Origin of the sequence: Streptomyces sp. NPDC093225 (genome assembly GCF_044753805.1) — a bacterium.
In the GTDB taxonomy this organism is placed as follows: domain Bacteria; phylum Actinomycetota; class Actinomycetes; order Streptomycetales; family Streptomycetaceae; genus Streptomyces.
Window position 1 is genome coordinate 1 of the sequence record NZ_JBIVNX010000042.1, and the last position, 23,785, is coordinate 23,785.

Annotated in this window: 26 protein-coding genes and 3 pseudogenes; 11 read left to right on the forward strand and 18 right to left on the reverse strand. The window is 69.1% G+C overall.

Annotation, left to right across the window (positions count from 1 at the left end; translation table 11 throughout):
• The first annotated feature begins 1,495 nt into the window (after window positions 1-1,495).
• From ACIQCH_RS29300 to ACIQCH_RS29310, 3 genes and pseudogenes are all read left to right on the forward strand, one after another.
• Window positions 1,496-1,582 (forward strand): hypothetical protein, encoded by an 87-nt coding sequence (locus ACIQCH_RS29300; protein WP_402585893.1) that lies wholly within the window; start codon window positions 1,496-1,498, stop codon window positions 1,580-1,582.
• 67 nt (window positions 1,583-1,649) lie between these two features.
• A pseudogene (locus tag ACIQCH_RS29305) lies at window positions 1,650-1,739 on the forward strand (transcriptional repressor NrdR); the annotation flags it as partial.
• Between the two features lie 254 nt (window positions 1,740-1,993).
• The gene (locus ACIQCH_RS29310) at window positions 1,994-2,230 is read left to right on the forward strand and encodes a hypothetical protein (protein ID WP_402585772.1); all 237 of its coding nucleotides are present in this window, start codon (window positions 1,994-1,996) and stop codon (window positions 2,228-2,230) included.
• A 95-nt stretch (window positions 2,231-2,325) separates the two neighbouring features.
• Here the strand turns inward: ACIQCH_RS29310 and ACIQCH_RS29315 are convergent, their stop codons facing one another.
• The gene (locus ACIQCH_RS29315) at window positions 2,326-4,056 is read right to left on the reverse strand and encodes a hypothetical protein (protein ID WP_402585774.1); all 1,731 of its coding nucleotides are present in this window, start codon (window positions 4,054-4,056) and stop codon (window positions 2,326-2,328) included.
• 163 nt (window positions 4,057-4,219) lie between these two features.
• On the opposite strand from ACIQCH_RS29315, the gene ACIQCH_RS29320 reads away from it, so the two are divergent.
• Window positions 4,220-4,372: a hypothetical protein gene (locus ACIQCH_RS29320; protein ID WP_402585776.1), complete on the forward strand. Its 153-nt coding sequence runs from the start codon at window positions 4,220-4,222 to the stop codon at window positions 4,370-4,372.
• Window positions 4,373-4,596: 224 nt separating this feature from the next.
• Here the strand turns inward: ACIQCH_RS29320 and ACIQCH_RS29325 are convergent, their stop codons facing one another.
• The 8 genes from ACIQCH_RS29325 to ACIQCH_RS29360 all read right to left on the reverse strand — a co-directional run bounded on the left by ACIQCH_RS29325 (window position 4,597) and on the right by ACIQCH_RS29360 (window position 11,954).
• A complete protein-coding gene (locus ACIQCH_RS29325) occupies window positions 4,597-4,815 on the reverse strand; it encodes a hypothetical protein (RefSeq protein WP_402585778.1) in 219 nt (72 codons plus the stop codon).
• A gap of 926 nt (window positions 4,816-5,741) precedes the next feature.
• The gene (locus ACIQCH_RS29330; RefSeq protein ID WP_402585780.1) at window positions 5,742-6,233 is read right to left on the reverse strand and encodes a hypothetical protein; all 492 of its coding nucleotides are present in this window, start codon (window positions 6,231-6,233) and stop codon (window positions 5,742-5,744) included.
• Window positions 6,233-6,514 carry a hypothetical protein gene (locus ACIQCH_RS29335; RefSeq protein ID WP_402585782.1) on the reverse strand — a complete coding sequence of 94 codons (282 nt, stop codon included), beginning with the start codon at window positions 6,512-6,514 and terminating at the stop codon, window positions 6,233-6,235. Before ACIQCH_RS29335 ends, ACIQCH_RS29330 begins: the two co-directional genes overlap by 1 nt.
• A 920-nt stretch (window positions 6,515-7,434) precedes the next feature.
• On the reverse strand, window positions 7,435-7,632 hold the full coding sequence (locus ACIQCH_RS29340; protein WP_402585784.1) for a hypothetical protein: 198 nt from the start codon (window positions 7,630-7,632) through the stop codon (window positions 7,435-7,437).
• Between the two features lie 362 nt (window positions 7,633-7,994).
• Window positions 7,995-8,216: a hypothetical protein gene (locus ACIQCH_RS29345; RefSeq protein WP_402585786.1), complete on the reverse strand. Its 222-nt coding sequence runs from the start codon at window positions 8,214-8,216 to the stop codon at window positions 7,995-7,997.
• A gap of 468 nt (window positions 8,217-8,684) precedes the next feature.
• Window positions 8,685-9,101, reverse strand: a complete 417-nt coding sequence (locus tag ACIQCH_RS29350; protein WP_402585788.1) for a hypothetical protein — start codon at window positions 9,099-9,101, stop codon at window positions 8,685-8,687.
• Between the two features lie 1,112 nt (window positions 9,102-10,213).
• The gene (locus ACIQCH_RS29355) at window positions 10,214-10,858 is read right to left on the reverse strand and encodes a hypothetical protein (protein ID WP_402585790.1); all 645 of its coding nucleotides are present in this window, start codon (window positions 10,856-10,858) and stop codon (window positions 10,214-10,216) included.
• Window positions 10,859-11,204: 346 nt separating this feature from the next.
• Window positions 11,205-11,954: a transposase family protein gene (locus ACIQCH_RS29360; RefSeq protein ID WP_402585792.1), complete on the reverse strand. Its 750-nt coding sequence runs from the start codon at window positions 11,952-11,954 to the stop codon at window positions 11,205-11,207.
• A 543-nt stretch (window positions 11,955-12,497) separates the two neighbouring features.
• Between ACIQCH_RS29360 and ACIQCH_RS29365 the strand changes: the two genes are divergently transcribed.
• Entirely contained in the window at window positions 12,498-12,926 is a 429-nt protein-coding gene (locus ACIQCH_RS29365) for a hypothetical protein (protein ID WP_402585794.1), read from the forward strand.
• A gap of 694 nt (window positions 12,927-13,620) precedes the next feature.
• On the forward strand, window positions 13,621-14,004 hold the full coding sequence (locus tag ACIQCH_RS29370; RefSeq protein WP_402585796.1) for a hypothetical protein: 384 nt from the start codon (window positions 13,621-13,623) through the stop codon (window positions 14,002-14,004).
• 720 nt (window positions 14,005-14,724) lie between these two features.
• Here the strand turns inward: ACIQCH_RS29370 and ACIQCH_RS29375 are convergent.
• From ACIQCH_RS29375 to ACIQCH_RS29405, 7 genes are all read right to left on the reverse strand, one after another.
• Entirely contained in the window at window positions 14,725-14,934 is a 210-nt protein-coding gene (locus ACIQCH_RS29375; protein ID WP_402585798.1) for a hypothetical protein, read from the reverse strand.
• 154 nt (window positions 14,935-15,088) lie between these two features.
• On the reverse strand, window positions 15,089-15,412 hold the full coding sequence (locus ACIQCH_RS29380) for a hypothetical protein (RefSeq protein ID WP_402585800.1): 324 nt from the start codon (window positions 15,410-15,412) through the stop codon (window positions 15,089-15,091).
• A complete protein-coding gene (locus tag ACIQCH_RS29385; RefSeq protein ID WP_402585802.1) occupies window positions 15,409-15,777 on the reverse strand; it encodes a DUF6247 family protein in 369 nt (122 codons plus the stop codon). The genes ACIQCH_RS29380 and ACIQCH_RS29385 overlap by 4 nt, the downstream gene beginning before the upstream one ends.
• A 35-nt stretch (window positions 15,778-15,812) precedes the next feature.
• On the reverse strand, window positions 15,813-16,010 hold the full coding sequence (locus ACIQCH_RS29390) for a type II toxin-antitoxin system prevent-host-death family antitoxin (RefSeq protein WP_402585804.1): 198 nt from the start codon (window positions 16,008-16,010) through the stop codon (window positions 15,813-15,815).
• Between the two features lie 84 nt (window positions 16,011-16,094).
• A complete protein-coding gene (locus tag ACIQCH_RS29395) occupies window positions 16,095-16,226 on the reverse strand; it encodes a hypothetical protein (protein ID WP_402585806.1) in 132 nt (43 codons plus the stop codon).
• Window positions 16,227-16,490: 264 nt separating this feature from the next.
• A complete protein-coding gene (locus ACIQCH_RS29400) occupies window positions 16,491-16,790 on the reverse strand; it encodes an actin-binding ADF family protein (RefSeq protein ID WP_402585808.1) in 300 nt (99 codons plus the stop codon).
• 493 nt (window positions 16,791-17,283) lie between these two features.
• A complete protein-coding gene (locus ACIQCH_RS29405) occupies window positions 17,284-17,520 on the reverse strand; it encodes an aldo/keto reductase (RefSeq protein WP_402585895.1) in 237 nt (78 codons plus the stop codon).
• Between the two features lie 449 nt (window positions 17,521-17,969).
• On the opposite strand from ACIQCH_RS29405, the gene ACIQCH_RS29410 reads away from it, so the two are divergent.
• Window positions 17,970-18,107, forward strand: a complete 138-nt coding sequence (locus ACIQCH_RS29410) for a hypothetical protein (protein ID WP_402585810.1) — start codon at window positions 17,970-17,972, stop codon at window positions 18,105-18,107.
• Between the two features lie 294 nt (window positions 18,108-18,401).
• Here the strand turns inward: ACIQCH_RS29410 and ACIQCH_RS29415 are convergent, their stop codons facing one another.
• Together ACIQCH_RS29415 and ACIQCH_RS29420 are read right to left on the reverse strand one after the other, a co-directional pair.
• Window positions 18,402-18,980, reverse strand: coding sequence for a TetR/AcrR family transcriptional regulator (locus ACIQCH_RS29415; RefSeq protein WP_402585812.1), 579 nt, complete (start codon window positions 18,978-18,980; stop codon window positions 18,402-18,404).
• A 92-nt stretch (window positions 18,981-19,072) separates the two neighbouring features.
• Window positions 19,073-19,201: pseudogene (locus ACIQCH_RS29420) on the reverse strand (IS110 family transposase); the annotation flags it as partial.
• An 11-nt stretch (window positions 19,202-19,212) separates the two neighbouring features.
• Between ACIQCH_RS29420 and ACIQCH_RS29425 the strand changes: the two are divergent.
• From ACIQCH_RS29425 to ACIQCH_RS29440, 4 genes and pseudogenes are all read left to right on the forward strand, one after another.
• A pseudogene (locus ACIQCH_RS29425) lies at window positions 19,213-19,480 on the forward strand (type 1 glutamine amidotransferase domain-containing protein); the annotation flags it as partial.
• A gap of 96 nt (window positions 19,481-19,576) precedes the next feature.
• On the forward strand, window positions 19,577-20,536 hold the full coding sequence (locus ACIQCH_RS29430; RefSeq protein WP_402585897.1) for an NAD(P)H-quinone oxidoreductase: 960 nt from the start codon (window positions 19,577-19,579) through the stop codon (window positions 20,534-20,536).
• A gap of 358 nt (window positions 20,537-20,894) precedes the next feature.
• Window positions 20,895-21,950: a cell division protein ZapE gene (gene zapE, locus ACIQCH_RS29435; RefSeq protein ID WP_402585814.1), complete on the forward strand. Its 1,056-nt coding sequence runs from the start codon at window positions 20,895-20,897 to the stop codon at window positions 21,948-21,950.
• A gap of 346 nt (window positions 21,951-22,296) precedes the next feature.
• Window positions 22,297-23,700 (forward strand): cytochrome P450, encoded by a 1,404-nt coding sequence (locus tag ACIQCH_RS29440; RefSeq protein WP_402585816.1) that lies wholly within the window; start codon window positions 22,297-22,299, stop codon window positions 23,698-23,700.
• Window positions 23,701-23,785 lie beyond the last annotated feature (85 nt).

Consider the following 23,785-nt stretch of genomic DNA (forward strand, 5'->3'; position numbering starts at 1 on the left):
CCGTTGGGCGGGTCCGCTCCGCTCCCCCGCCCCAGGCCCTTCCGGCTCCGCCTCCAGGACCAGCCCGCTACGCGGGCGCCAGCAGCAGGGACGCGAGTGTGCTGCTGGCGTCGGCTCTGGTCTGCAGGGCTCCCCGGGGGGCTGGCTGGGCTGATGCTCCCTCAGCACCCTTGACGCGGGGTTAACCTGCATCTCTCTCGCTTGCCGATCATCCCTGGAAGGGCATGGCACTGCCCCTGCAGAGCCATGAGGGTGCCCGAACACCTGACACGGCTCGACCAGTGCTGCTGTACCGGATGACGAAGTCCGCCCCGGCTGCCACGCCAGCCATGCCACGGAGCCGAACTCACCTATCCCACACCCCCTATAAACAAGCCGAACGACCACGACGAAGCCACCAGCGAGCTCACAGCACGCCTGGCCACCCTCGCCCACCCCCTGCACGCCGCAGCCTTAGCCACCGCCATCTGCACCAGAGCCAGCCCCGAACACCTCACCCTGATCCCGCGCCATCGACATCAACCAAACCCACAAGCTCATCAAGACCCACGACAGCCCCGCACACCACCGATACCGCCCCCACGCCCTCCCCCTCTAGACCCACCCCTTCCTCGCCCCCGCCACCCACTACCACCAACTGAACGACCGACCACCCCAGAACACCCTCTACCCCCTCATCACCAGCCAGCACGAAAGCGCACCAGCCGACTGCGCCGCCGCCATCCGCGTACGCCTAAGCCCCTCACCAGCACAAACAGCAACAGCGTCATACCAAACGCCACCAAAACGACCAGGCAATACGTCAAAAACGTCAGCACAAAAACGGCAACCACTGTCAGTGAAAAACAGCCCTCAAACCCGCTCCGACCAGGGACAACCCCACCCCCGACCACTGACATCACAACGCCGAATCGCCACTGACAAACAAACACACATCATCAGAGGGTGGGGGCCCGGTCGCTTCGCTCCCCGGCCCCGGGCCCGCTGCGCGGGCGGCTGGCTACGAGGGAGGGTGGCCGGGCTGGTCGCGAATCCGAAGCCCGGCTTTAGATTCGGTGACTCTACGTCAGCGTAGCCTCTGGGGCGGGGTGATGATGCACTGTGTGGGATCCCGAGAACGGGCGGGGCCCCTCCCCCGACCCCGGCCCGGCCTACGCCGTGCGACCGCTCACCCGGACCAGGCCCCACGGATACACCCCCGAACACCCCCGACAGCCCCGCCTACGGCCCCACAGCCTGCGGAAACACCTCGTGACTGCCTGCGAGGAGAACGGCCCTCACAGCGGCACACAACGCCCCACCCCCTGGCCACCACCCCCCACCCACCACCACAACACACAAAACTGACAGCTCGTCAGATATGAGATTGGAATTCCACACGTCGCTAGCGACGAATCCTCTAGCCGTCGAATAACCCTCAAAAAAATCCAAAAAAGTAAATGCCGCTCGGCCCTGAAAGGAATTCCATTAAGCCGATCCACGCTCACCGGGCGCTGTGCGGCGCCCCGTCGGCCGAGTCGTCGACAGCCGCGCCACGGACGACGGAACGGCGATGCGTCGGCGCCGCCAGAACCCCTTCTGATCCCGTCGGTTCCCCATGGCTGCTGAACGGTAGTAGCTGACGTAAGCACCCCTCGGGTCTCCGGCGTCTGGCCGTACTCGGCCCGCTGCAGGAGCTCGACCTCGTTGCGTACCTGCGCTTCGCGTCGGTCCACCGGGCGTTCGACTCACTGGAGAACTGTTGAAGGCGCTGGAGAGGGGCTTGCGGGGCTAACCCCCGCGCGGCGCATCCTCAACCCGCAACGGCGAGCACCCCCTGGCCGATGACCTGTCAAGCCTTCGCGAATCCGTGTCACAGACGCGCTCGAGGGCCTCTGACCAGGCGCGGAACGAATATTCGCGAGAGCTCGACCACCACAGCCGGCGCGCTCAAAGTTGCCCTCGCTCACCCACCCACCCCGGACCCGAGACGGGCCGCTACGGAAGGACCACCATGTCTACGACCCAGCGCACCGAGACCGCCCAGGCCGCCGAGACCGACGCGCAGCAGCTCGCTCGCGTACGCCGCCAGCGAGACCGGCTCCTCCTGGCCCTCGGCATCCTCCTCGCCCTCGGCGCCGGCCTGCTGGTCCACCTGGACCCGTCCTGGACCAACCCGGCTGCCGCCGCCATCGGCACCGGCGCCCTCTACACCTCGGTCGTCGTCCCCTACCTGCTCCGCCGCCGATGAAGCACCAACGCACCACATGCACGACGGGGGCCGGCTACGAAGGGGCAGCCGGTCCCCACGAAGAGGGCAGCAGGTGCCTGTGAACCGGGACCGGTTCACAGCAAGCCAACTGCTTCCGCGACCCATCGTCCTGGGTAGTCGAACCCCGCCGCGGAGAAGATCAGCCCCAGGACGAAGGCCAAAGTCGCGGTCATTCTCAGCCATCCGCCCTCGGGGTCGGCGTTGGGGTCGACGTTGAACCTGCCCTCAACGTGCTCGCGGAACAGGCCCTCCAGAATCCACGTCCCAAGTGCCACCAGCGTGCCGGCAACCGCGTAGACAACGAGCTTCCAGCCTGCAGGGTTGGGATCCGCGCGCAGGCCTGCCACGAATCCTGTGGGGATGGCGAAGAGCACAGGGATCGACACCACGTAGAGCGCGTTGTAGATCTTCGGTACAGGTGGTCGGAGGCTGAGAGCGGCGAGCAAGGGGCGAGCTCGCTCGAAGACGCGTATGTACGCCTCGTAAAAGGCGCGGCTCTCTTCCGGAGTGCCCAGTATCCGCACCAGTGTCACCAGGTCCTCCAACGAATCCGGGAGGAAATCTGCCCCCAACCCTGAAAGAACCGCTAGCTGGGACTGGGTCGGCCTCTGACCGAACGCCACGGCAGCCAGCCTGGCAGCCGGCCACCGATCGGCTCCTCCCTCGCGAGACCACAAGATCGAGAACGCGCGAGCCACATCCTCGGCCGTGTCCGCAGTACTCAACAGGTCCAGCAAATCGGCGGGGGGCGGCCTGTCCTCAAGATGGTCCCGCGCCGAGGGCGGCGGTGGCGGCGGTGGTACAACTGGGCCTTGTCCGGTATCAGTACTGGTAGAAGGCTTGTCCAAGGGAGCATTGGACAAGGGTTGGACAAGGGTCTGTTCAACGGGCCGCGGCTCACGAGCGTGGTCTTCGAGCACACTCGCGCTGTCGATCACGAGCGGGGCGTCTTCCTGTCCCCCGCCGTCGTAAGCGGCCTCGGTGACCGTAACAAGCTCCGTCTCGACACTGTCCGGCTCAAGGTCGCGCTCGATCTGTGCGTCGTCCTCGCGGCCTTCCGCCTCGATGTGCTCCAGCAGAATGTCGATCTCGCTGTCGCTCCTGCTGGCGTCGTCGCCGTCTTCAGACGGAAGCTCCACCACCGAGCTCTCGGGCACCGCCAGGTCGCGCGCCTCCCGCTCGAGGCGGTTGATCTCCTCATGTGCAGCAGCTGCCTCCGCCAGCCAGAAGTCCTGCTGTTCCTCCGCCGTCAGCCGGCGACTGCGGGCGCGCTCTTGCTGCAGCTGCACCCGGCCCAGCCGCTCCTTGGCCTGGCTCAACAGCAGCTCAATCCGTGCCCGCTCGCGCTCACCGGTCTGCCTCAACTGAAGCTGCACGTTCTCCAACCGGCTCTGCGTCAACGCAAGCGCCGGCCGCAGCTCCTTGAGGTGCCTCTCGGCGTTCTCCGCCAGCCCTCGGTACTTCACCACCTGCTGCAACGCGTCATCACGGCGCTGATGCTGACGCACCAAACCCCCGCCCGGTGAAGCGTCTCGGCGTTCCGCGGCCGCATCGGTCCACAACGCCTTCGCACGTACCGCCTTTGCCTGCCGGGCCTGGCCAGGCGCCGTATACGTCTCGACGAGTCGGCCCAGCAAGTCCGGCGGGATCAGCTGCGCGCCGTTGAGGTAGTTCCCCCACGTCGAGGGGCTCTTGCCGAACTTGTCCGCGAGCTCGCGGACCGTCGCCTGCCGTACCAGCCCCACAAGGAACCTGGCCAGCTCACCAGCGGCCGTGCCCTCCGGGATCTCCCGCTTCGGAGCCATCCCCCCCACCCTTCCCCAGCCCCGTGTCCAGCCGTGACCATGCGCTGTCCAACACGAAAACCGCCTGCCACCAGGCAAAACGTCATCTCCCCGCCCCACACCGAACCGTCGGGCGGCCAACCTCTCCCCGACACCCAACGACGACACCCCCGGGGAGACCGCGGTGACGCTGTCCACGCTCTACGCCTTCCTCAGCCACGACCTGCTCGGCAACGTGCTCGCGACACTCCTCATCAGCGGCGCCGGATACACAGCCAAGAAGATCCGCACCAAGAACCGCAACCGAAACGACCACACCGACCAGACCACCACCTGACCCCGGACCACCCCGGGCCCGAACATCCCCCTTGGGGGAGCGCCCGGCACCGCCCAGAGCGCTGGCGGGATGATCAAGCATCGCCTTCGGGCACCGCTCCCCCGGCGCCAGCGCTGACAGAGCGCCGGGACCGCCCCACCGCCGAACTGGCCGCCATCGCCACGGCCCGCGCCGACAGACCTCTACGGCCGCCTTGACAGCCTTCGGAAACGCAGGACGGCCAGTCACGGCGGGGACTCCGCCCAGGTCTCTGGGCCTCCCCCGCGCCACGCCACCAGCGCGGGGTCCGTCAGGTCCAAGGCCTCCAGGTCCTCCATGCCGGCGGCCTCGAGGAAGACAAGGATGTCGCTCGGCTTGTGCGCGACGCCGATCGCGACATCGTCGTACCGGACCCGCCGCCAGCCCTGCTCGTCCGGGGGATAGATCACCAAGCGCGCCGTCATGCCCCCAGCCTCGCTCCGGGCAATACGCCCCGCACTCCGGAGTAGCCCGTGGGCAAGCTGGGCTTGCCCACAGTTGCCCGTCCAGTTACCCCGCCGCTGTTACCTGCCCTGACCAGGGCGAAGAGCCCTGAAAGCAGGCTGTCTAGGCGGAGGTAACACCAGGCTTGCCCAGCAGCACGGGAGGCTTGCCCACCGCCCCCGGCGGGGCTTGCCCGCCCGGCGGCCGGCTTGCCCTGCAACTTGTCATACAACTTGCCCCACAAGTTGCTCTACAACTTTCCTTACAGCTGGCCCTACAAGTTGCCTCACCGGCGCCAGCCTGACCGAGAAATACGCAGGTCAAAACCCGTGGTCAAGGGGTGCGTCGGCCGCCGACTACTTCCCTCAGAGGGTCTCTGGCGAAGATCAGACCCGATGCTGAGGCGTCTGCCGCGGCCAGGAATCTGGGGGTTGCACCGGGAGGTGTCCCCACCGTTGTCTGCACAGGTGCACTAGGCGTTGCACCGGAGGTGTGTCCGGAGGTGGGAGCCTCCCAAATCGGACACCCCGTGTTTGTGCAGGTCAACCCCCGTGGGCAAGCCCCCAGCCGCGACGACACCTCTTTCCTGCGATAGCCAGGGGAAGAGCTTGGTTTCATTGGGGCGGGCGCCAGCGGGCACAACGAAGGCGGGGCTGCCCCTTCCTGGGCGGCCCCGCCTTCGGCTTGTCGGTCAGGCTGCGGCGCTGGTCCTCGTGCCCTGGTACCAAGCGGGCGAGCGGGTACACCTTCTGATTCTCCAACCACTTGAGGTACAGAGCTTCGACCCCGCCGAGGAGGGGACTGATACGCCGGATCTCGAGGAAGGGACTGCGCCCCCGGATGCGAGACCAGGCATCGAACCAGGCCGGCAGCGCGTGCCCAGGGACACGGCAGGCCTGAAGGAAGCTCAGGTACTGCGACACGTCCACCGGCATGGCCTGGCCCCGCATGATGCGGTGCGCGGTGTGCGAGGCAGGTGGTAGTCCCCGACTCGCTCAATGAAGTCCCGGATGGGCCGACGCCCGGCGGCGTCGTAGGCCGCCCGCAGGGCACGGCTGAGGTCGGCCTCGCTGGCGGCGAGGTCCGGTCGCGGTACGGCACCCCAGCGCTTGGGGCGGCGCTTGCAGGCCTCGTAGGCAAACATGTAGAGCCATCCCGCGTCGTCGTACCCCGGGCCGTTGGTGATGCCGCAGGCGGCCAGGTAGCCACGGACGCAGTCCCACGTCGGCAGCGCCTTGCCGGACGCGGCGCGCTTGAGGGTCGACGCCCCCCACGCGCTGCGCTGGGCCAGCGTGCTGTAGGGGATGCTGCCCCGCTTGTCGCGGAGGAACTGGGCCAACGCCCCGAGCTCGGGGATCGTGTGGTCGACGGGGGCTTCGGGGCGCCCCGGCCGGCCCACTAGTTCACGCTCCCGCTGCCGGGCCCGCCGAGCGCGGCGTTCAGCAGCCGCCGCAGCAGGCCGCCGCCACCGCCCTTGCCACCCTTGACGTTCGAGGCGACCAGGACGGCGACACTGACCGCGCTGGCGCCCCCGAGCAGGACGAGGATGTCCTGCACGGGCATGTGCGCGATGCGGCTGAGGAGCACGGCGGCCGCCAGGTAGGCGGCGATCACGAAGGCGTGCGGCATGCCGAAGCGCACGCCAGAGGCCGGGGCCGAGGCCCCGTCGATCGTGGTCAATTCAGGCACCCTTCACGGGTAAGGGTCGACGGCCCCAAAAGGGCCGCCGACCGGCTGCTACTGGCTCCAACAGGCCGTGTCCCACTAGGCGATTGGCGTCACCTGAGCAGCGGAACGAAGCACTGCCGACCAAGCCTCTCAGCCCGTAGCCCGTCTTCGCCAAGACCACCGAATTGGCCCCGAAGCCGTCCCAAAAAATAAATCCGTATCGCAAGGTTCATACGGCCTCTGACCTGCGATGATGCAGCTACCGGGGCGGCCGAAATTCATTGGCCCGACTTTTGTCCCAGCAACTGTGAGTGATACCTCAGCCCGGGCGGCCGTAGTCTCAACCTCGTTACGCGCGCACCTCCTGAACCGACACGTGTGCGCGTTTACAGGCGCCCTGCTGCTACTGGCTCCAACCAAGGCAACTTCCAGGGACATTGCAGGTCACGTTGGCGCGTGACCGCGCGGCGGCCGATGAGCGTACCCCTGCGGTGCGTACGTCGGCCTTTGCCGTATCCCGGCAACCCACAGGACCCGAAACCCGCATGGGCGCCCCTGAGGGCCTTTCACAGGCCGCGGTAACCCAAGGCCCTTGGGCGGGGCGTTCGGCCCGCACGCAGTCACCCAGAGCCCTTCACGGCCTCCTGCGGTTCCCCGCTCCGACCGACGAGCGGATGCCCTCGCCTCAGCCCCAGGCGCCCCGCCCGGCAACGCGCCATGGACAGGTACGCGCGGCAGGCTCGAGCGCGCTGCGCGGCACGGGCCACGCACGGCTCGTGTTGGCCGGCCCCGCCCGGGGCCGGTCGTCGTGTGCACGAGGGTGCCCGTGCACACGTGCACGTGTGGGGCGGCCCGGTGGTACTGCCCCCGACACGCGTCCGGGCACCGGGCCTCGCCCGCGCACGCCATATCGGCACGGGCTGCCCCCGACCCTAGTTCCCGGGTGACGCCCGACCCTGGCGGGCGTCCCGAGCAACCAACTCGTCCACGGTGGCTGCTGCACGGCGCAGGCGGCCAGCGTCGAGACGGTACGGCTTGCCGTCCTCCAGAGCCTCGGCCACATCGCGCAGAAGCCTGGCCGCCATGGCCGCAGCAAAACCCGCGTCGTCGCGCGGAAGATTGCCGGTCATACGGCAATCCTTCCGGAGCCGAGCAATCCGAGAGGGGTTTCGCCGGATCCCACGCCACCCACAGGGCCTGACCGTCACCCCTGGGCCCCACCAACCCAAAGCCCCACACACGCCAGAGGCGCGCGTACAGGCGCGCGTGTCGGGCGCCGCCGTTCATCAGCCCCGCGGCGGTGATGAACCCCTGTGTGACACCTCGGCCAGGGGTGGGGGTTCGGTGGTCCCGAGCCTGGTCAGCGATGTGACACCGGCCTTGTGTGACACCGGCCGGCGGCCCGTGTGACACCGGTCTGACACCTGACACTGACACCGCCGGCCCCGCGCCGATGGGGCCCTGTGCCCAGGTCAGTGGCCGTTCTGACGTGTCAGGTGTCAGCGCGGGGCGCTGGCACGGCTGCGGGCGGTTCCAGACCGAGCTGGATGGCGGCCAGGGTGACCGCGTCGGCCACGGACAGCCCGTCTCCGCCGTCCCGGCCGGCCTCGGCCCGCAGCCGGTCCGCCCGCGCCGCGAGTTGCTCGGCCAGCTCCCGCTGCGGGTCCCGGAGGTTCCGGCACCCGCGCCGCCGTTCCGCGTAGTGGTGATCCACTCCGCCACCGTAGGCACCGCCCCTGTCCCCCGGCCCCGGGACACACACCTCCGCCCGGGGGAACCCGTGTCCCGGCCCAGGTCAGAGCCTGTGTCCCTGTGTCGGACACAGGCCGGGGACACGCCGCGCGGGACACTGGCCGAGGCCGACCACCAGGCCGCCGAGCAGGGTCTGAGCGGTCGTCACCCGAGGCCCGCCACCAACCCGAGGCCCCACAAGCCTCGCTGAGCGCCGTTCAGAGATCGCTCCGACCTGGGGGGCCGGAATCGCCTCCGAGGCGCCCAGAGGGCCACGCAGGGCCTTTTCGGCCCTGGTTAGGCCCGGTCGCCGGGGCTGGACGCCGCCGCCACCCGTCCGGGGCTTACCGGTTACCGGTTACCGGCCAGAGAACGCGGGTTCGCACCCCTCCGGCCCAGTCAGACCGGTGTTCCCCAGCTGTAACCGGTAACCGGTAACCGCACCTCGCGGCTAGAACGGGGCGGCGGCGGGCTGTTCCTCCGGCTGCTGGGCGTAGGCGGCCAACTCGGGGTGCTCCGCGGCCAGCTGCTCGCGCAGGCGCCGGGTCTCCTCCGCCTCGGCCCGCCGTCGGGCGCGGACCGCCGCGTGCGCGGCCGCCTCCCGCTCGGCGTGCTCGGCGTAGGCGTCCTCGAGGAGCAGCGCCCACTTCGCGGCCGCCTTCGCGCGCTCGGCCTGGGCGGCGTACTCCGCCTCGGCCGCCGCCCGCAGTCCCGCCGTGGCCCGCTCGATCGCCTCGGCCTCGGCCCGGTCCCGGCACCGCCCGCACAGGCCGTCCTGCGGCCGCGGGCCGTGGCCGGTCGCATCGCAGCCCTCGCCCTCGCAGTCCCACCACACCAGCGCCGGGCCGGCCTCCCGCGGACCAGGCACCAGGCCCTGGCGCCGGGCCGCTTCCGATCCTCCCGCCGCTGCTCGCACGCCGCACAGGCCGTGCCGCGGTCGATGGTTACGCCGTCCTCGCACATCGGGTCCGGGCAGTCCGTCGACGGGCGCACCAGGCCCACCGCCACCCCGACCGGGGAACCGATGCCCGCCCCGCCCTCCGCCAGGGCCTCCCGGTAGCCGTGCGCCCACCACCGGCGCTCCACCCGCGCCGCCAGCTGCTCGGCGGTCCGCCCGCCGTCCAGCGCGGCCAGGATCGCGTCCCGCAGCACCGCCGGCCGGTACTGCGGCAGCAACGCGGCCAAGGCCTCCGGCCAGGCAGCCTCCACCCGAGCCACCGCGGCAGCCTGCTCGCGCACCTCAGCCCAGTACCTCCCACGGAAGGCGCCCTGCGATAGGGAATGTGACGGGCCGCCGGAGCATCCGGCGGCCCGTCACCAAGAACATGATCAGCGCGTCACTCCCTGGTCAAGGAGTCGGAAGGCTTGCGCTGATCTCTGCCCGGGCTCTCGGATCCCCGATGACGAAGGTCCAGGTCGACGGGCTTCCTGGCATGCGTGTGATCGACATCTGGCCACGGGCCCCAGCCACCTGGAGAGGCGCACCAGGGCCGGCACTGTACTCAATCACCATGGCATTGGGGCTGCAGGCGACAGAAGCCCACACCTTAGAGGCGCCTGTCCCAGTAGTCCGGTTGTACGGACCCGCGGGATACAAGGCCTCGCCCTCACCTTTGTCAGGCCACTTCGTGATGAGGTGGATCAGCGACTTCGCGGGCCCGGTATCGGCCATGGCCATGAATCCGCATGCACGCTCTCCCGTATAGATGACCAGACGCGATGATCCGACACGCGCCTCGGCCACAACCCTCGGCGATCTCCCGGCCAGCGAGTCGCCCAGGTCCGCCAAGGGGTCGCCGGCGACAGGCAAGGTCGCCACCTTGGCGAGCCGGGCCTGACTGACATCGACCCCTGCCGACTCATGTGCCGAGCTGTCGCAGCCGGCGACGGAAAGGAGAAGAGCGGCTCCGAGAGCCATAGAACAAGCATTTCTCACGGAACCACACACCCTCGCTCACCTACTGTGGATTCAATAACCCGTCACTGCAGGTACTGGTTGAAGCAGACGCCGACCGGCTTGTAAGCGTAGGCCTGATACCCCGTCGGCCGACCCGAGCCCCCGCTAAACCCCTGCCAGACGTCACCTACCTGCATCCTGTAGAACGGGTATGCCTGGATGACACCGAACTTGCCCGCCGGAACCTCGTACCGCGTTTCATTCTTGACGTTGTAGCTCTTGGTGACGTCCCATCCTACACCGGCGGAAACCCAGTTCAGATCAATCGCGGTTTCCCTCTTCGTGGTCGCAGCCACAGCCTTATCAAAGCTCATAACAAGAGTGGTCTTCCCGCGGCCGCTCGTCTGCTGAAGCAGCTTAGTGCCACAGACATTTCCAAGGGTCCTAACGTTCTTCAAGTAGCGCGCACCGCTGAATCCAGAGGGATCCGGCAGCGGGTCAGCCACCTCGCCCGAGTCCTTCACCAGCTCCGGATCCACCTTGGTCACCACATCTGCGCCCGGAACGAAGAACTCCCCATCCGCCAAGGCCTCGCTGGAGATAGCGGCACCCTCGGGAACCTCAGCCGCCCCGGACACACCGGATCCCGTAAAGACACTCAATGCAACCGAGAGCACGAGAGACGAAGCCGCCACAGCCGCGCGACGCGAGCGAATAGATCCAGCCATGAAATCCCCCTGGGAAATCAACCTAAGCACCACCTGCGGAACTGATACCGCAGGGCATTGCTCGAACAGCGGTAATCCTCTTCCACGAGGACCGGCTCATCAACTCTTTTGATCTTGCTGTGCCGCACGTCACGCCGTAACCTCAAATTCCCCTCAACGGAAGCGTCAACACTGATCGCAAACAAGCCATCTCGTCTATTTCCTGCCTCCGAATCGCAAGAGAGGGCAGCACAAGGAGGGAATGAAATTCACCGGGCGCCGTCGGAGCGATTGGCCCGACCACGGCACTCTGGCCGCCCCGCGAGGCACGGCGATCCTCGTCATCCGGATCGGACAGTGAGCCTTTTCAGCGTTGACGCTCCAGGGTGAGGATGGCTGCGGCGATGGCGGTCATGCGGTTGGGGCTGCAGCGGGCCCGGCGGAAAATGCGCCAGGACTTCAGCCTCGCGATGCTCCGTTCGACCGGTGCCCGTGCCGCTGACAGCGCCCGGTTGATCGTCTGCTGGGTCGTGGTGGGGTCCCGGTTCGGGAGCCGTCTGATCGGTGTGGTCACCCAGGGGCCGGCGCCGATGTAGGCGCGGTCGGCGAGGATCGGAACGCCCTGGCGTTCGCAGATCCGGATGATGCGGTGGGTGCGGGCCGCGGTCAGGTCATGGGTGCGGCCGGGCAGCGCCGGCGAGATCCACAGCAGGTTGCCGGTGGGATCGGTCACGACCTGCACGTTCACGCCGTGGCGGCGGTGCTTCTGTGAGAAGTCGGCCCGGCTGTCGCCGACGCGGTCGCACTCGGCGAGGGTTCCGTCGAGCAGGACATGGTCGGGATCGGTCTCGCGCAGGACCCGCAGCAGTCCGGGAGCCCGGCCGGACAGGTGTTGGACGACGGCCTTGACGTAGGCGTGGGCGGTGCCGACGGATATACCGAAGCCGGCCGCGATCTGCGCGAGCGTGTCGTGGCAGCGAAGATAGACCAGGCCCGCGAGGGCACGCTGGTGAGGCGGCAGCTTACAGCGGCGGTCACCCTCACGGGTGACGATGAGCATGGATACCCACTCGACCAGAGCGTGCGGCAGGTCGAGTGCGGCAGGATGGGGAACCAACAGGGCTCCTGTGCCGATGGGTTGAGACTTCGAACACCTCCCTCAACGGCGCGGGAGCCTTGTGCGTTGCGGTCCTCATCCCGACTCGGCCTGGGTCACTCGAACAGTGGCCACTCTGAAAGAGCTCACTGACATCACAACGCCGAACCGCCACCGACAAACAAACACAGATCATCAAGGCCGGCCCTTCGGGCGTAGCCCCTTCGGGGCTGGCTCCTTCCGCTTCGCTCCAGGAGCTGCCCGGCTCCGCCTGGCTAGTGCCGGCCTTCGGCCGGAGTCCTCCGCTTTGCTCCGGACTGGTCCTGCTCTCCGGTACTTCGGCTCCTCTGTCGAGAATGGCCGACCACTGCCCTGCAGCAGCGGACGGATCAGGCAAGGGTGTGCAACCAGGCAGTGGCATGGCGCGTCTGAAGGGGAATGAGACGGGGAACGGGACTGTGGGGAGCACTGCTGACGCTGGCTCTGGCGTCGACCGGATGCAATGCGGTGGCACCACCGCCACTCCCGCCCCTGGACCCGGAGTTCGTCCGCACAATGCGGCCGGTGATTCAAGATCACCTGGCCGCGACCCTGAACAAGCAGAGGTCCCTTCCGCAGCACTACGGCGAGGTGCCGGGGTGGGAGCTCCGCTACTTCTGCGACGTCCGCATCATCGAGGTCACCCCGATGCCGACACAGGGCATATCGCGCGCCGGAGTGCTCGCCGACTGCACGGCGTTTGAGCGCGTGGGTACAGAACTGGTAAAGGGGACCCTCGGCCAGTTGGGCCAGTGGATCGTCGAGTTGGACGGCCACCGGATCCAGTCGAGCATCCAAAACGACCCTAAGGACGACAAACTGAAGACCTGGAACAACCACTGGTCGAAGCAGGCCACAGACGAGGTGCACCGCCTAATGCACACCAAGTGGGCTGACCCCGCCGTCGCCGCCCGCCGGCACTTCGGCCTCCCCCCGGACGCGCCCCTGCGATGACAGCTGCGGCCTCGTACGGTCGGACACGGCGCCCGACGGAACACTACAAGGTGCGCCTGCGCGATCTCCGCATCGATCGAACAAACAAAACCTTCACATCGAGGGCCACGAGTACCAACGAGCCCAACCCCTGGCCGCACAGGACAACCAGCCCAGCAAAGGGACAGACGCACCCCACAGTCAGGATCTGCATCAAAATCAGTTCCAGATAGATACAGGAAAACGACCTGCGTGCCAGTGTCTCCCCCCTGCCTGTCCACTGTCGCGGACCAGTGAAACCGCGCAGTGCTCAACCAATCTGCGCAACCAACCCCCGACCAGGGAAGTACACAGGCCAAACGGCCGACACACCCGTACTCTGCGCAGACTCAGTGAGTCAGCACAGCCGCAACTCGCTCAACCAACCTTCACAACCCCGCGTCAGAAGCATGACGACCGCGCAGCTTCACTGACCAGCGACACGGGCCAGGCACCCCCGGGGCCCCAGAGCCGGCTCCCTAACCACAGCAACACGGACCGCACACCACTGTCCAGCGACCACTCACCCCGATGACACCGAACAGACCGCACCACTATGTCACCACCAATGAATCAAGACGTCCTCACCAGCAACCACACTGCCAACCACCCACAACAACAACCGCGGTACCCCGGTGACACTCACACGCGGTGTCGCACTAACTAGGCTCGGCTCGTGACCAGTCGACGTCAGCTGATACTTCGCCTGTCACTGCCCCTGCTGCTGGCGTCCGCCCTCTCCCTGACGGCCTGCAGCTCGACGCCCTCCAAGGCCACGGTGGCGGCGCGCGAGTTTGCCAAGTCCGCCTGCGCCTCGCTGCAGCAGCTGACCGACCAACTCGCCCGCCCCCGGCCGTCAAATCTGACCGACCCCTACTACCAGACCGCCGAGCAGTACCTGAACACGGCGACCAACCGCGCCGCCGACGCGGCTCAACAGGACCATGGCTACCAGGAGTTCGCCGACATCCTGCACCGGGCGGCCGAGACCTGGCAGGTCACCTCCACGCTGGACGAGGCCGAGCCGCTGATCCAGCAGGCGCGGAAGGAGAAGTGCTGACGCTCTCGACGTGAACCTAGTTCGGGTGCAGATCTTCTGGGTAAGCCTGTTCGTCCTGGCTGACCTGCCGTTGCCCCTTCCAGCCCCTCAGGCCGAACCCCTGGTGCTCGGACCACTCCTTCGAGCAGGAGTTCACCAGAGGCTGTGACCAGCGGGAATGTGCGGCATGTGGAACCTCCACGGCCCAACCGCGGCACGTCCTCAGCCGTCACGGCCAGGCGCAGCCGCTTGAAGCGCAGCGGGTGTCGAAAGACCCCGCCCCGGTCGACGGCACGGTCGGCGCTGATCTCCGCAACCAGTTCCGGGCGGACGAGGACGACGTCCAGGACGTCATGTGATCCCCACGACGCCGCGAACCGCACCCCCGTCCACGGATGGGCGGGGCCGGCGGCGGCCAGGTGCTCGGCGACCTGGCGGGCCCTGTCGCAGCGGGACCGTGCGGCCGATCGCGCACAGCAAGCCCGTCTGGTCGTGGCGGCCGAGGATGAGAGTTGCGGGCAGGCCAAGGTGCCGGTGACCGCGCCGATGATCGCCTCGGGGCTGTCCAGGAGCGCACCATGAGCAGGGAGGGGTAGATGCCGACAACCTCGCCGCGCGCCTGCCGCTCACGGTCGAGCACCGCGCCCCGCGACCGTGAGCCGGCGGCCCGTCGCTGGTGGCCTGCCTGCGCGCAGCGCAGCCCAGGAGTTGGGCCAGAACCGACCCGGGTTCGTCCTGGGGTCAGTTTCCGGTTGGGCTGAGCCCGAGCCGGGCGACCGGGTCGCCGTCGTGGAAGGCGGTGCCGAAGTCCAGACACATCGGCTGCGCGGTGGTGAGGGTGTCGGTGACCTTGATCTGGCCGTTGTGGATGCGGAACTGCTGGTTGGCGTTGGCCCCCGGCGCCGCGCAGGTCCAGATGTGGGCCTGCTGGCCGGTATCGCGGTTACGCATGTCCACGCACTTCGGCGCCGAGGTGTCGAGGGTTGCTCTGGACCTTGATCTGGCCGTCCTCAACGACCAGGCGCTGGCTGTCCCGGTCCGCACACTCGCGGATCGTGACAGGGTCGCCTGGGCTGGGCAGCAGAGGGGGTGGGGGCTTGGTCTGTCAGGCCCAGAACGCGTCGGTGACGGTGATCTGAGGGTCTGCCCGGCGGCGGATGAAGGTGAAGATGAGCCAGCCGCGGCCGCCGGCGAGGTCGGCGATGTGCGGGCCGCCCGGGCTGGTCGAGGCCAGAGGGCGCACGGTGATCCAGTGCGGCAGGGACACATCGGCGTCGATGCCCCGGTAGTAGGGGTCTTCGGCTGTGATCAGCTCGGCGCGGGCGGACAGCACCAACTGTTTGCCGTCTTCGGGCATAGTCTCGAATTCCTGGAGCGCCTCAGCCGTCCAGTCCATCTTCCAGGGCGGGCGTGGGAGCTCATCGGTCACCGGCCGGGCTCCACGGCAGCCGCCTGGCGGCGCAGCCGGCTGTACTCGGCCAGGAGCCGGGCGGACTCCTCAGGGTCTTCGGACTTCGCGGCGCGGGCTTCGAGATCGCGCAGGTGTGCTTCCAGGCCGGGGTCGCGGGCGATGGCGTACTGGGTCCACCACAGGCGCATGAACGCCGGTACCGGGGTGAGGTTGAAGGCGTCGCCGATCGCGCGGCGCCAGTGCGTCTCGAAGTCCGGCAGCAGGTGGGGTGCGTGTTCCTGGATCGCCAGGCGCAACGCCTGCGGGGTGCGTTCGGGCATCGGTGGCACCCGGCGGGGTTGGTTGCCGCCGGGGCCGTCGTAGTGGATGGGCTGCGCTGTCATGTCGAGGGGGCTCCTGCTCTGCCTGCGATGCGACTTCAGGCCGCGTCCTGGCCGGCGCCGGGGGCAGAGGTCTGCTGCGCCATGTACTGCTCGAACCACTCGGCAGGCACGAGGTAGGCCAGGGTCTTGCCCTTGCGGGTGATCGCGGCCGGCTCCCCCGCGATCCGCGTCCGATCGAGGATCTCGCCCATCTGCTTGCGGAGGTCGATCGTCGAGTACGTCTTCGGCTCCATCCCACCAAACTACCCCAACTATCATAGTTGCAATAGTTCCATGGCCCGATGACCCGGAGCAGGCAGCCCGCCGGCTTCAGGGGATCACTCAGGTCCGCGTGTGAGGCGGGCGGTGAAGGCCGTGGCAGCGGCGGTGACGGACAGCGCGACGAGCAGCGCGAACAGGGCGGGATAGCCGCCGAGCGGTGGGGCGAACGCGGCGCCGGCGACCCGCATCCACTACTTCAGCGCCGCCACCGTCACCGCCGCCCTCTCACCCAACCGATCGCCGGCCCGGCGAATGAGGGCGGCGACCGGGGAGATCAGGCCGGCCCGGGCGATGCGCACGGCCCGGTCCACGGAAGGGCCAACCGCTTTCAGCAGTGTGACGGTGGCGCGGCGGTGGGCCGGCTGTCCGGACCTGCCGCCAATGAGCGGTGGGTGTGGGCCGCCACCCGGCGCGGGTGACGGCCCACACCCCCGCGCGGCCGGTGGCGCTGCCTAGCGGTCCACGCGGGCCGTCACCTCGTCGGCGTCCAAGTCGCTGTAGTCGGTCGCCTGGATCTCGACCGCGATGCCGTCCAGAGCCTGCTTCAAGATTGCCTTCGTGGAGGCGAACACCATCTTCGCTTTGATCGGGGCGGATTCGGGAAGCCAGCTGAACAGCACGATCTTGCGGGCCTGGCTCCCATCCGCGGCCCGGTACTCGAAGTCGTGGATCGCGTACCGGGGCTCGTTCTCAGGCAGCGTCTCCACGAACGCGTCGTAGGTGTCGAGCGTGCCGCTCTTGTCGACGACCACCTCGGCGTAGTCGTCACTCAGGCGGCACAGCTTGGTAATTGATCTTCCTGACCTTGAGCTTCTTGAATTCCAGCACGACATCGTCGGCGATCTTCAGACCGCTGCTGCCCACAGTCGTTCTCCCTGGTCGATGAGACATTCCAGTGCCATGGAACCGCCCACAGGACCATGCCCGGCCCCTCGGCACGAAGAAGTCAACGAATCCTTGATCACCAGGAAACGCGGCCCAGGCCGCGACCGGGGTCAGAGAGTGGGCGTGGCAGCGTAGTCGCGACGCTGGTAGCGACGGCCGTCGCCGTGCTGTTCGAGGAACAGCTTCGAATCGGTGACCCGCAAGCGCTGTATACCTGCGGCCGCGGAGGAGGTGCGTTGACTGTTGGCGGACGGTGTGCCCGCCTGCCCGCACTGCCGCCCGGACACCAGCGCGTCCTTGACGTCTCGCGCGTGAACCTCCGCGCGTGGCGGCCATGGGCGCCCGACCGCGGCGTAGTGCCTACTGCTCCAGCCGGGACAGGTCTGGAACCCGGGCGCCGAAGGCTTCGGGGACGGCCTCGCTGACGGCCCGGCATTGGTCGGGGGTCAGGCGTACGGACGGGGCGGCGAGGTTGTCGTCGAGGTGGGTGCGTCGGCGGGTTCCGGGGAGCGGGACGATCTGCTCGGGGCGGGCCAGGAGCCAGGCCAGGGCCAGCTGCGCGGGCGGGCAGCCGGCCTCGATGGCGAGGTGGCGCAGGCAAGGAGCTCAGCAAGGACCTCGTCCTGGACGGCAAGCAGCTGAAGGACATCGTGGACGTCCACGTCCCCGAAAGGCCGCCCGTCGGTCCTCCCGGCCCCGTCGGCGGCCACTCCTCGCTCGAACAGCGACTGAGCGCCGTCGAGGCCCGGCTGGCCGGGCTGGGCAGCTTCATCACGCCGGAACAGCGCCCCGACCTGCGCGGCGCGGCCTTCTCGGGAGCGTCGCAGCAGGCCGCGGACGAGTCGCCGAGCGGGCCCGCGCCGAAGGACGGCCCTGCACCGTGCTGCCCACCGAGATGCTCTCCTTCCCCTGGCGCAGCCCATCGCGGCGGCGGTCGCCGACTGGCTGACGGGGGTCGGTGTTCGGCCAGATGGCGGGTAGACGCCTGCAGGTCGGGGCGCCGGGCGGCAGCATTCACCCGTCGGTACGGAGTCGAGGGGGCGGCCATGCGAGTCGGCCAACTACCCAAGGACAACCCCTTCTACCTGGGAGTCCGGGAGTTCTTCGGCAACGGCCTGCTGACCAGCCAGGACGAGGACTCCCTGCGCCAGCGTCGGCTTGTGCAGCTTGTCGGCGCCCGGTGAAACTGCACGTTGCACAACCCCGGTCAAAAGCATGACGACTGCTCAGCTTCACTGACCCGCGACACCACGCTGTCTCGAGACCGCAGGACCGGTCCCGCCAGCTGCCGAGTCTGCTCAACGCCCAGCGCAGCAACTCCTCGCGCCGCGGTCGCGCCTGCCATCGGCTCATGGCAGCCCCTTGGTCAAGCCATGACAGCCATCACAGAGCCAGAAACCATGCTGTCACCAGGCCGGAACTCCGTCACGCACCCATGACGCCCAAGCCCCGCCACCACGCCCCCGACTCACACGTGATCAGAGCCCGCTGCTCAGTGCGTGCATGGCGGCACCGACCTGTGCGGCGACCGCTTCAGGGGCGGAGGGGTCGAGCTTGCCGTCCAGGTACAGGAACGCCAGGCCGTGGACGAGGGCCCACACGGTGACCGACAGGACTGCTGGGTCCCGCCCGGGGAAGGCCGATTGGGCAACGTCTTGGACGTACGCGCGGATGGCCGCGGCCGCGGCGGCGCGTTCCCCGCTGGTCGGGTCGCAGGGCTCGGCGAACATCGCCCGGAACAGTCCGGGGTGGTCGAGGGCGAACCGCACGTATGCGGACGCCACCGCAGCCAGTTCGTCGGGCGTCGAGGGTGCAGGATGGGCCGCGGTCAGGTGCTCGGTGAGCTCGCGGTACCCCTCTGCGGCTACTGCGGAGACGAGTGCGTCACGGTCCGTGAAGTGGCGGTAGGGCGCCGTGGCCGAGACGCCGGCACTTCGGGCCACTGCGCGCAGGGACAGCCCTGCGCCGCCGTCTTCCTCGAGGAGTTCCCTGGCGGCGCGCAGGCAGGCCGAGCGGAGATCGCCATGGTGATACGTGTGGGTCTGCTGCGACGGCACGGGTCGCGCTCCCTCCTGTTCGGGACGCGCATGTCGTCACGTCATGTAAACGATGCGCACATTCTAGGCGATCGAGACGGGGCCCCGTTCGGTCAAGCCGATGGGGTGGGCTGGGGTCGGTGGAAGGTGCCGTCTCGGAGCATCGCGAAGAGGACGTCGGCTCGTCGTCGGGCGAGGCGGACGAGGGCTTGGGTGTGGCGCTTGCCCTGGGGCACGGTCCGGTGGAGGGGCCCTTGCGTCCGGCAGGCCGATGGCACTGCCGTGCCATGCGCCGGCGGCGGCGCTCGCGTCGGACGATGAGGGCGGATCACGGCCGTTCGCCGGGTGCCGGATGACGGCGCTCTCGGTCCTGGAGGAGAAGCTCAACAGCTTCGGCAGGACGGCGAAGTGGCTGGTGGAGGACCGCTTGCGGGAGAGCGGCACCGCTTGCTCGATGGCCCTACGTGGTGGCCGACCGCAACCTGTACGCCGGCCAGAACGCGGCATCGTCCGAGCGCCTGCCCGGCGACGACAAGAATGTTGACACTGCACACACGCCACCCCTAATGTATGTGCTGCAAACATTCGATCCTGGCTGTTCTGGTGAACGGAGTGACGTGAAGGCTGTATCGATCAAGGAACCCGGCGGCCCCGAGGTCCTGGAATGGACCGACGTCGAGGACCCGGCTCCCGCCGCCGGCGAAGTGGTCATCGACGTCGTGGCCAGCGCCCTGAACCGGGCGGACGTCATGCAGCGGTGGGGGCTCTACCCGCGAGCCCCGGGAACCTCCCCGTACCCGGGGCTGGAGGTTTCGGGACGCATCAGCGCCCTCGGGGAGGGGGTCAGCGGCTGGCAGGTGGGCGAGGAGGTCTGCGCCCTGCTGACCGGCGGCGGGTATGCGCAGAAGGTGGCCGTCCCCACCGGGCAGCTCCTCACCGTGCCCAAGGGGATCGGCCTGGCCGAGTCCGCCGCCCTTCCCGAGACCACCGCCACCGTGTGGTCCAACCTCGTGATGACCGCGGGCCTCAAGAAGGGCGAGACCCTCCTCGTGCACGGCGGGGCGGGCGGAGTCGGCACCATGGCCGTCCAGGTGGCCAAAGCCCTCGGAGCCCGTGTCGTCACCACGGTCGGCGGCCCCGAAAAGGCCGCCCGGGCCCGGCAGCTGGGCGCCGACGTGGCGATCGACTACCGCGCGGAGGACTTCACCGAGTACGGCCCCTACGACGTAATCCTCGACGTCGTAGGCGGCGACTACCTCGAACGCAACGTCCGCTCCCTGGCCGCCGACGGCCGCCTGGTCGTGATCGGCCTGCAGAATGGACTGGAAGGCCGGCTCAACCTCGCCGAGGTCGTCTTCAAGCGGATCTCCGTGCACGGCACCACCCTGCGCACGCGTTCCGAGGAGCAGAAGGCCGCCATCGTCGCCGAAGTCCAGGACCGGGTGTGGCCGATGATCGAGAGCGGGGCCGTGCAGCTGGTCATCGACCAGACCGTACCGATGGCCGAGGCCGCCGAGGCCCACCGGCTCATGGAAGCGGGCGGCCACATCGGCAAGATCCTGCTGGTGAACGACTAGGTCAGGCTGGTTCGTGTGCGGGTACGTCGCGGTGACAGGTAGGGCAGGCGCCGTCCAGGTTCCCGACTCGGCGAGCAACTCCGTACGCACAGCGCCGCGAGGGCCCGCTCTTCCGACGGAACACGCGGTGCGGATGCTGCGGCCCCTGCGTTCTCCGTCGGCGGAAGGCTCTTTTCGTGTGGCCCTGCCGGTGCGATCATGATCCTTTCCCGGTTGCCGGGTCGGGAACGGTAGCAGTGACTTCCTGCTGCTGTCGGAGGCCGACGCAGGGGCGCTCGCGCGGTCTCTTCGCCGACGCCCGGACGGAACGCGGCGCAACGAACGGATGGGCTTCCCGGTGCACAAGCATGACCAGGCCATGCGCAGCCATTTCCATCGGGCTGCGGCGCGGCGCGGATTCTCGGTCGCCCCGGCGCAGGAGGCCGCCGTCGAGCGGCTGGCCCGTCTGGCGGGGGAACTCGCCCGGCCGGCCTGGACCTTCCCCAAGCCGCCACGCGACCTGTACGTCTGGGGCCCGGTGGGCCGGGGGAAGAGCTGGCTGGTCGACACCTTCTACGAGGGGCTGCTCGACACGCGCAAACGCCGTCTGCACTTCCACGACTTCTTCCGGCGGCTGCACGCCGGGGTGGCCGGGCCGGGTGCCCGCCACGACGGGCAGAGCGCCGTCGACGGTGCCCTCGACAAGCTGATCGGGGACAGCCGGGTGCTGGTCTTCGACGAGTTCCACGCGCACGACGCGGGCGACGCGATGCTGATAGCGCGCCTCTTCCGCACGCTGCTGGACCGCAGGATCACCCTGGTCACCACCTCCAACTACCCGCCCGCCGGGCTGATGCCGGACCCGCTCTACCACCACCTGTTCGAGCCGACCATCAAGCTCATAGAAGAGCGGATGGACGTCCTGGACGTCACGGGCCCCGTGGACTTCCGCCGGCTCGCGGCGCCCGGGGCGGCGGACGGCGGGCGCAGGTTCGCGACGGGCCTGTGCCTGCCGCCGGACGACACCGCCCTGGAGACGGCGGGCCTCACCGCGCCGGCACCTGCGGAGGCCACTGCTGTCCGGGCCGCCCTGCGGGAGCTGCCGGCCCGCGCGGTGCGCGGCGACCTCGTCTGGCTCGGCTTCGACGCGCTGTGCGAGACGCCGACGGCGGTCCCCGACTACCTGGCCCTCGCCGAACGGTTCGCCACCCTCGTCCTGGACGGCGTACCCCCGCTGCCCGAGGCTTCCGCGGACGGGCGGCAGCGGTTCGCGAACCTCGTGGACGTCGCCTGCGACCGGGACCTGCGGCTGGTCCTCATCGGCGCCGACCCGCTGGCCGCCCTCCCCGCCGGCCGGGCCCTGACCCGCGACCTGGACCGCACGGCGAGCCGGCTGGCGATGCTCCGGCGGGCCGACCGCCCAGGATTTGTTTGATTCTTGGTCGTGGCTCACGGAGTGGTGGTACGTCGCCGTGAACCGTTCGATGCCGAGGGGGAACGTGGGCAGCCGCTGCCGCCCCGGGCCGGGGCGGCCCGCTCGACGACCAACGGCATCGGGTGGTCGGCCTGGCCGAATCCCGTGGTTTCCCGGAGGTGGCGGCGGCTTGATAGTGCGTCATCGGGTGCTACGCCGTGTGGTGTTGACCGGCCGCAGTCGGTCCCTGCCTGCAGGTAGCCTTCGTGGCCGCGGATATGCTGCGTCCGCTGTTGCCCGTCTTCGTCGGCCTGACCAGCCGCTCCGTGCACGACCGCGGTCAGGGCCGGCACCCCCGGAGGCCTCGTTGACCACCTCGCCGCACCCCATACAGCCCCCGTCTGCTGCCGCGCCGCCGCCGGGGTGCCCTGCGCATGCCGGCGGCGCCGGACCCGTACGGCTGCTGGAGTCCGATGTCGCCCCGCAGGATCTCTACGAGCAGCTGCGGGCGGCGCACGGTCCCGTGGTTCCCGTCCTCCTTCCCGGGGACCTGGAGGCCTGGCTGGTCGTCGGTTACAACGAGATCCTCCATGTGCTCCGCAACCCGAACGAGTTCTCGTGCGACTCCCGGAACTGGACCGCTGCCAAGGACGGACGTCTGACCGCGGACAACCCGCTGCTGCCGCTCACGCAGTACCAGCCGTTGATCGCTTTCACTGACGGGGAGGCGCACGCGCGGCTGCGGGACTCCGTCGTCTACGGCCTGGAGCGGTTCAACCGGCACGGCATCCGCCGGTACGTGACCCGGTTCGCCAACGACCTGATCGAGCAGGTCGCCGTCCGTGGCCGTGCGGACCTGGTGGCGGACTTCGCCGAGCCCCTGCCGGCCATGGTCCTCACCCGTCAGTTCGGCATCGCCGCCGAACTGGCACTCCCGCTCGGGCGAGCCGTCCGCGACATGGTGCGTGGCACCGAAACGGCCCTGGCGAGCAACACCTTCGTGGTGGAGACCATGCGCGACCTGGTGCGGGCCAAGCGCCGGACCCCGGGGGACGACTTCGCCAGCTGGCTGCTCGCCCACGAGTCCGCGCTCACCGACGTGGAAGCCGAGGAGCACCTGCGGCACGCCCTCGTGGCCGGCATCGAGAACACCGTCAACCTGATCGCCAACACGCTGCGCGTGGTCCTGACCGACCAGCGCTTCCACGGCAGTCTGTCCGGCGGTTCCCTGACGCTCCCCGATGCCCTGGACCACGTCATGTGGGAGGCGCCGCCGCTGACCCTGATCCCGAACCGCTGGGCGGTGGCCCCCGTCATGCTGGGCGACCAGCACATCCGGCCCGGCGACATGGTCCTGCTCTCCCTGGCCGCGGGCAACCGGGATCCGCAGGTCCGCGCCGACCTGTCCCTCCCCATGCACGGCAACCGCTCCCACCTGGCGTTCGGCGGCGGTCGGCACGAGTGCCCGGGCATGGACATCGGCCGCACCATCGCGGACACCGGCATCGACATCCTGCTGGCCGAGCTGTCGGGCCTCCGCCTCGCCGTGCCGGGGGCCGACCTGCCCGTCGAGGTCGGGTTCATCTCGAGCCCCCTCGCGTCCCTCCCCGTCGAGTTCACCCCCCACCGGGCCGCACCGGCCGCAGCGGGCGACCCGGCACCGGCCGCCGCCGAACCCCCGGTGCGGCCGACGGCACCGCCCGTGGCGGCGCGCCCTCGGCGCAGCCGCTGGGGGTGGCTGACCGGCCTGCTGGGTGGCCGTCGCAGCTGAACCGGCTCGCACGGCGACGGGGCGCGGGCCGTCGGCGTCGACGGCCGGGCCCCGCTCACGTCCGCGCCCGCGCCCGCGCCCGCAG

What these genes read in the sequence shown, in the direction of transcription:
- ACIQCH_RS29390 (WP_402585804.1), bottom strand. Translation starts at nt 16,010, where the DNA reads ATGGAGCCGAAGACGTACTCGACGATCGACCTCCGCAAGCAGATGGGC.
- ACIQCH_RS29385 (WP_402585802.1), bottom strand. Translation starts at nt 15,777, where the DNA reads ATGACAGCGCAGCCCATCCACTACGACGGCCCCGGCGGCAACCAACCC.
- zapE (WP_402585814.1), top strand. Translation starts at nt 20,895, where the DNA reads ATGCGCAGCCATTTCCATCGGGCTGCGGCGCGGCGCGGATTCTCGGTC.
- ACIQCH_RS29395 (WP_402585806.1), bottom strand. Translation starts at nt 16,226, where the DNA reads ATGCGGGTCGCCGGCGCCGCGTTCGCCCCACCGCTCGGCGGCTATCCC.
- ACIQCH_RS29340 (WP_402585784.1), bottom strand. Translation starts at nt 7,632, where the DNA reads ATGACCGGCAATCTTCCGCGCGACGACGCGGGTTTTGCTGCGGCCATG.
- ACIQCH_RS29310 (WP_402585772.1), top strand. Translation starts at nt 1,994, where the DNA reads ATGTCTACGACCCAGCGCACCGAGACCGCCCAGGCCGCCGAGACCGAC.
- ACIQCH_RS29315 (WP_402585774.1), bottom strand. Translation starts at nt 4,056, where the DNA reads ATGGCTCCGAAGCGGGAGATCCCGGAGGGCACGGCCGCTGGTGAGCTG.
- ACIQCH_RS29375 (WP_402585798.1), bottom strand. Translation starts at nt 14,934, where the DNA reads ATGCGTAACCGCGATACCGGCCAGCAGGCCCACATCTGGACCTGCGCG.
- ACIQCH_RS29325 (WP_402585778.1), bottom strand. Translation starts at nt 4,815, where the DNA reads ATGACGGCGCGCTTGGTGATCTATCCCCCGGACGAGCAGGGCTGGCGG.
- ACIQCH_RS29355 (WP_402585790.1), bottom strand. Translation starts at nt 10,858, where the DNA reads ATGGCTGGATCTATTCGCTCGCGTCGCGCGGCTGTGGCGGCTTCGTCT.
- ACIQCH_RS29410 (WP_402585810.1), top strand. Translation starts at nt 17,970, where the DNA reads ATGCGAGTCGGCCAACTACCCAAGGACAACCCCTTCTACCTGGGAGTC.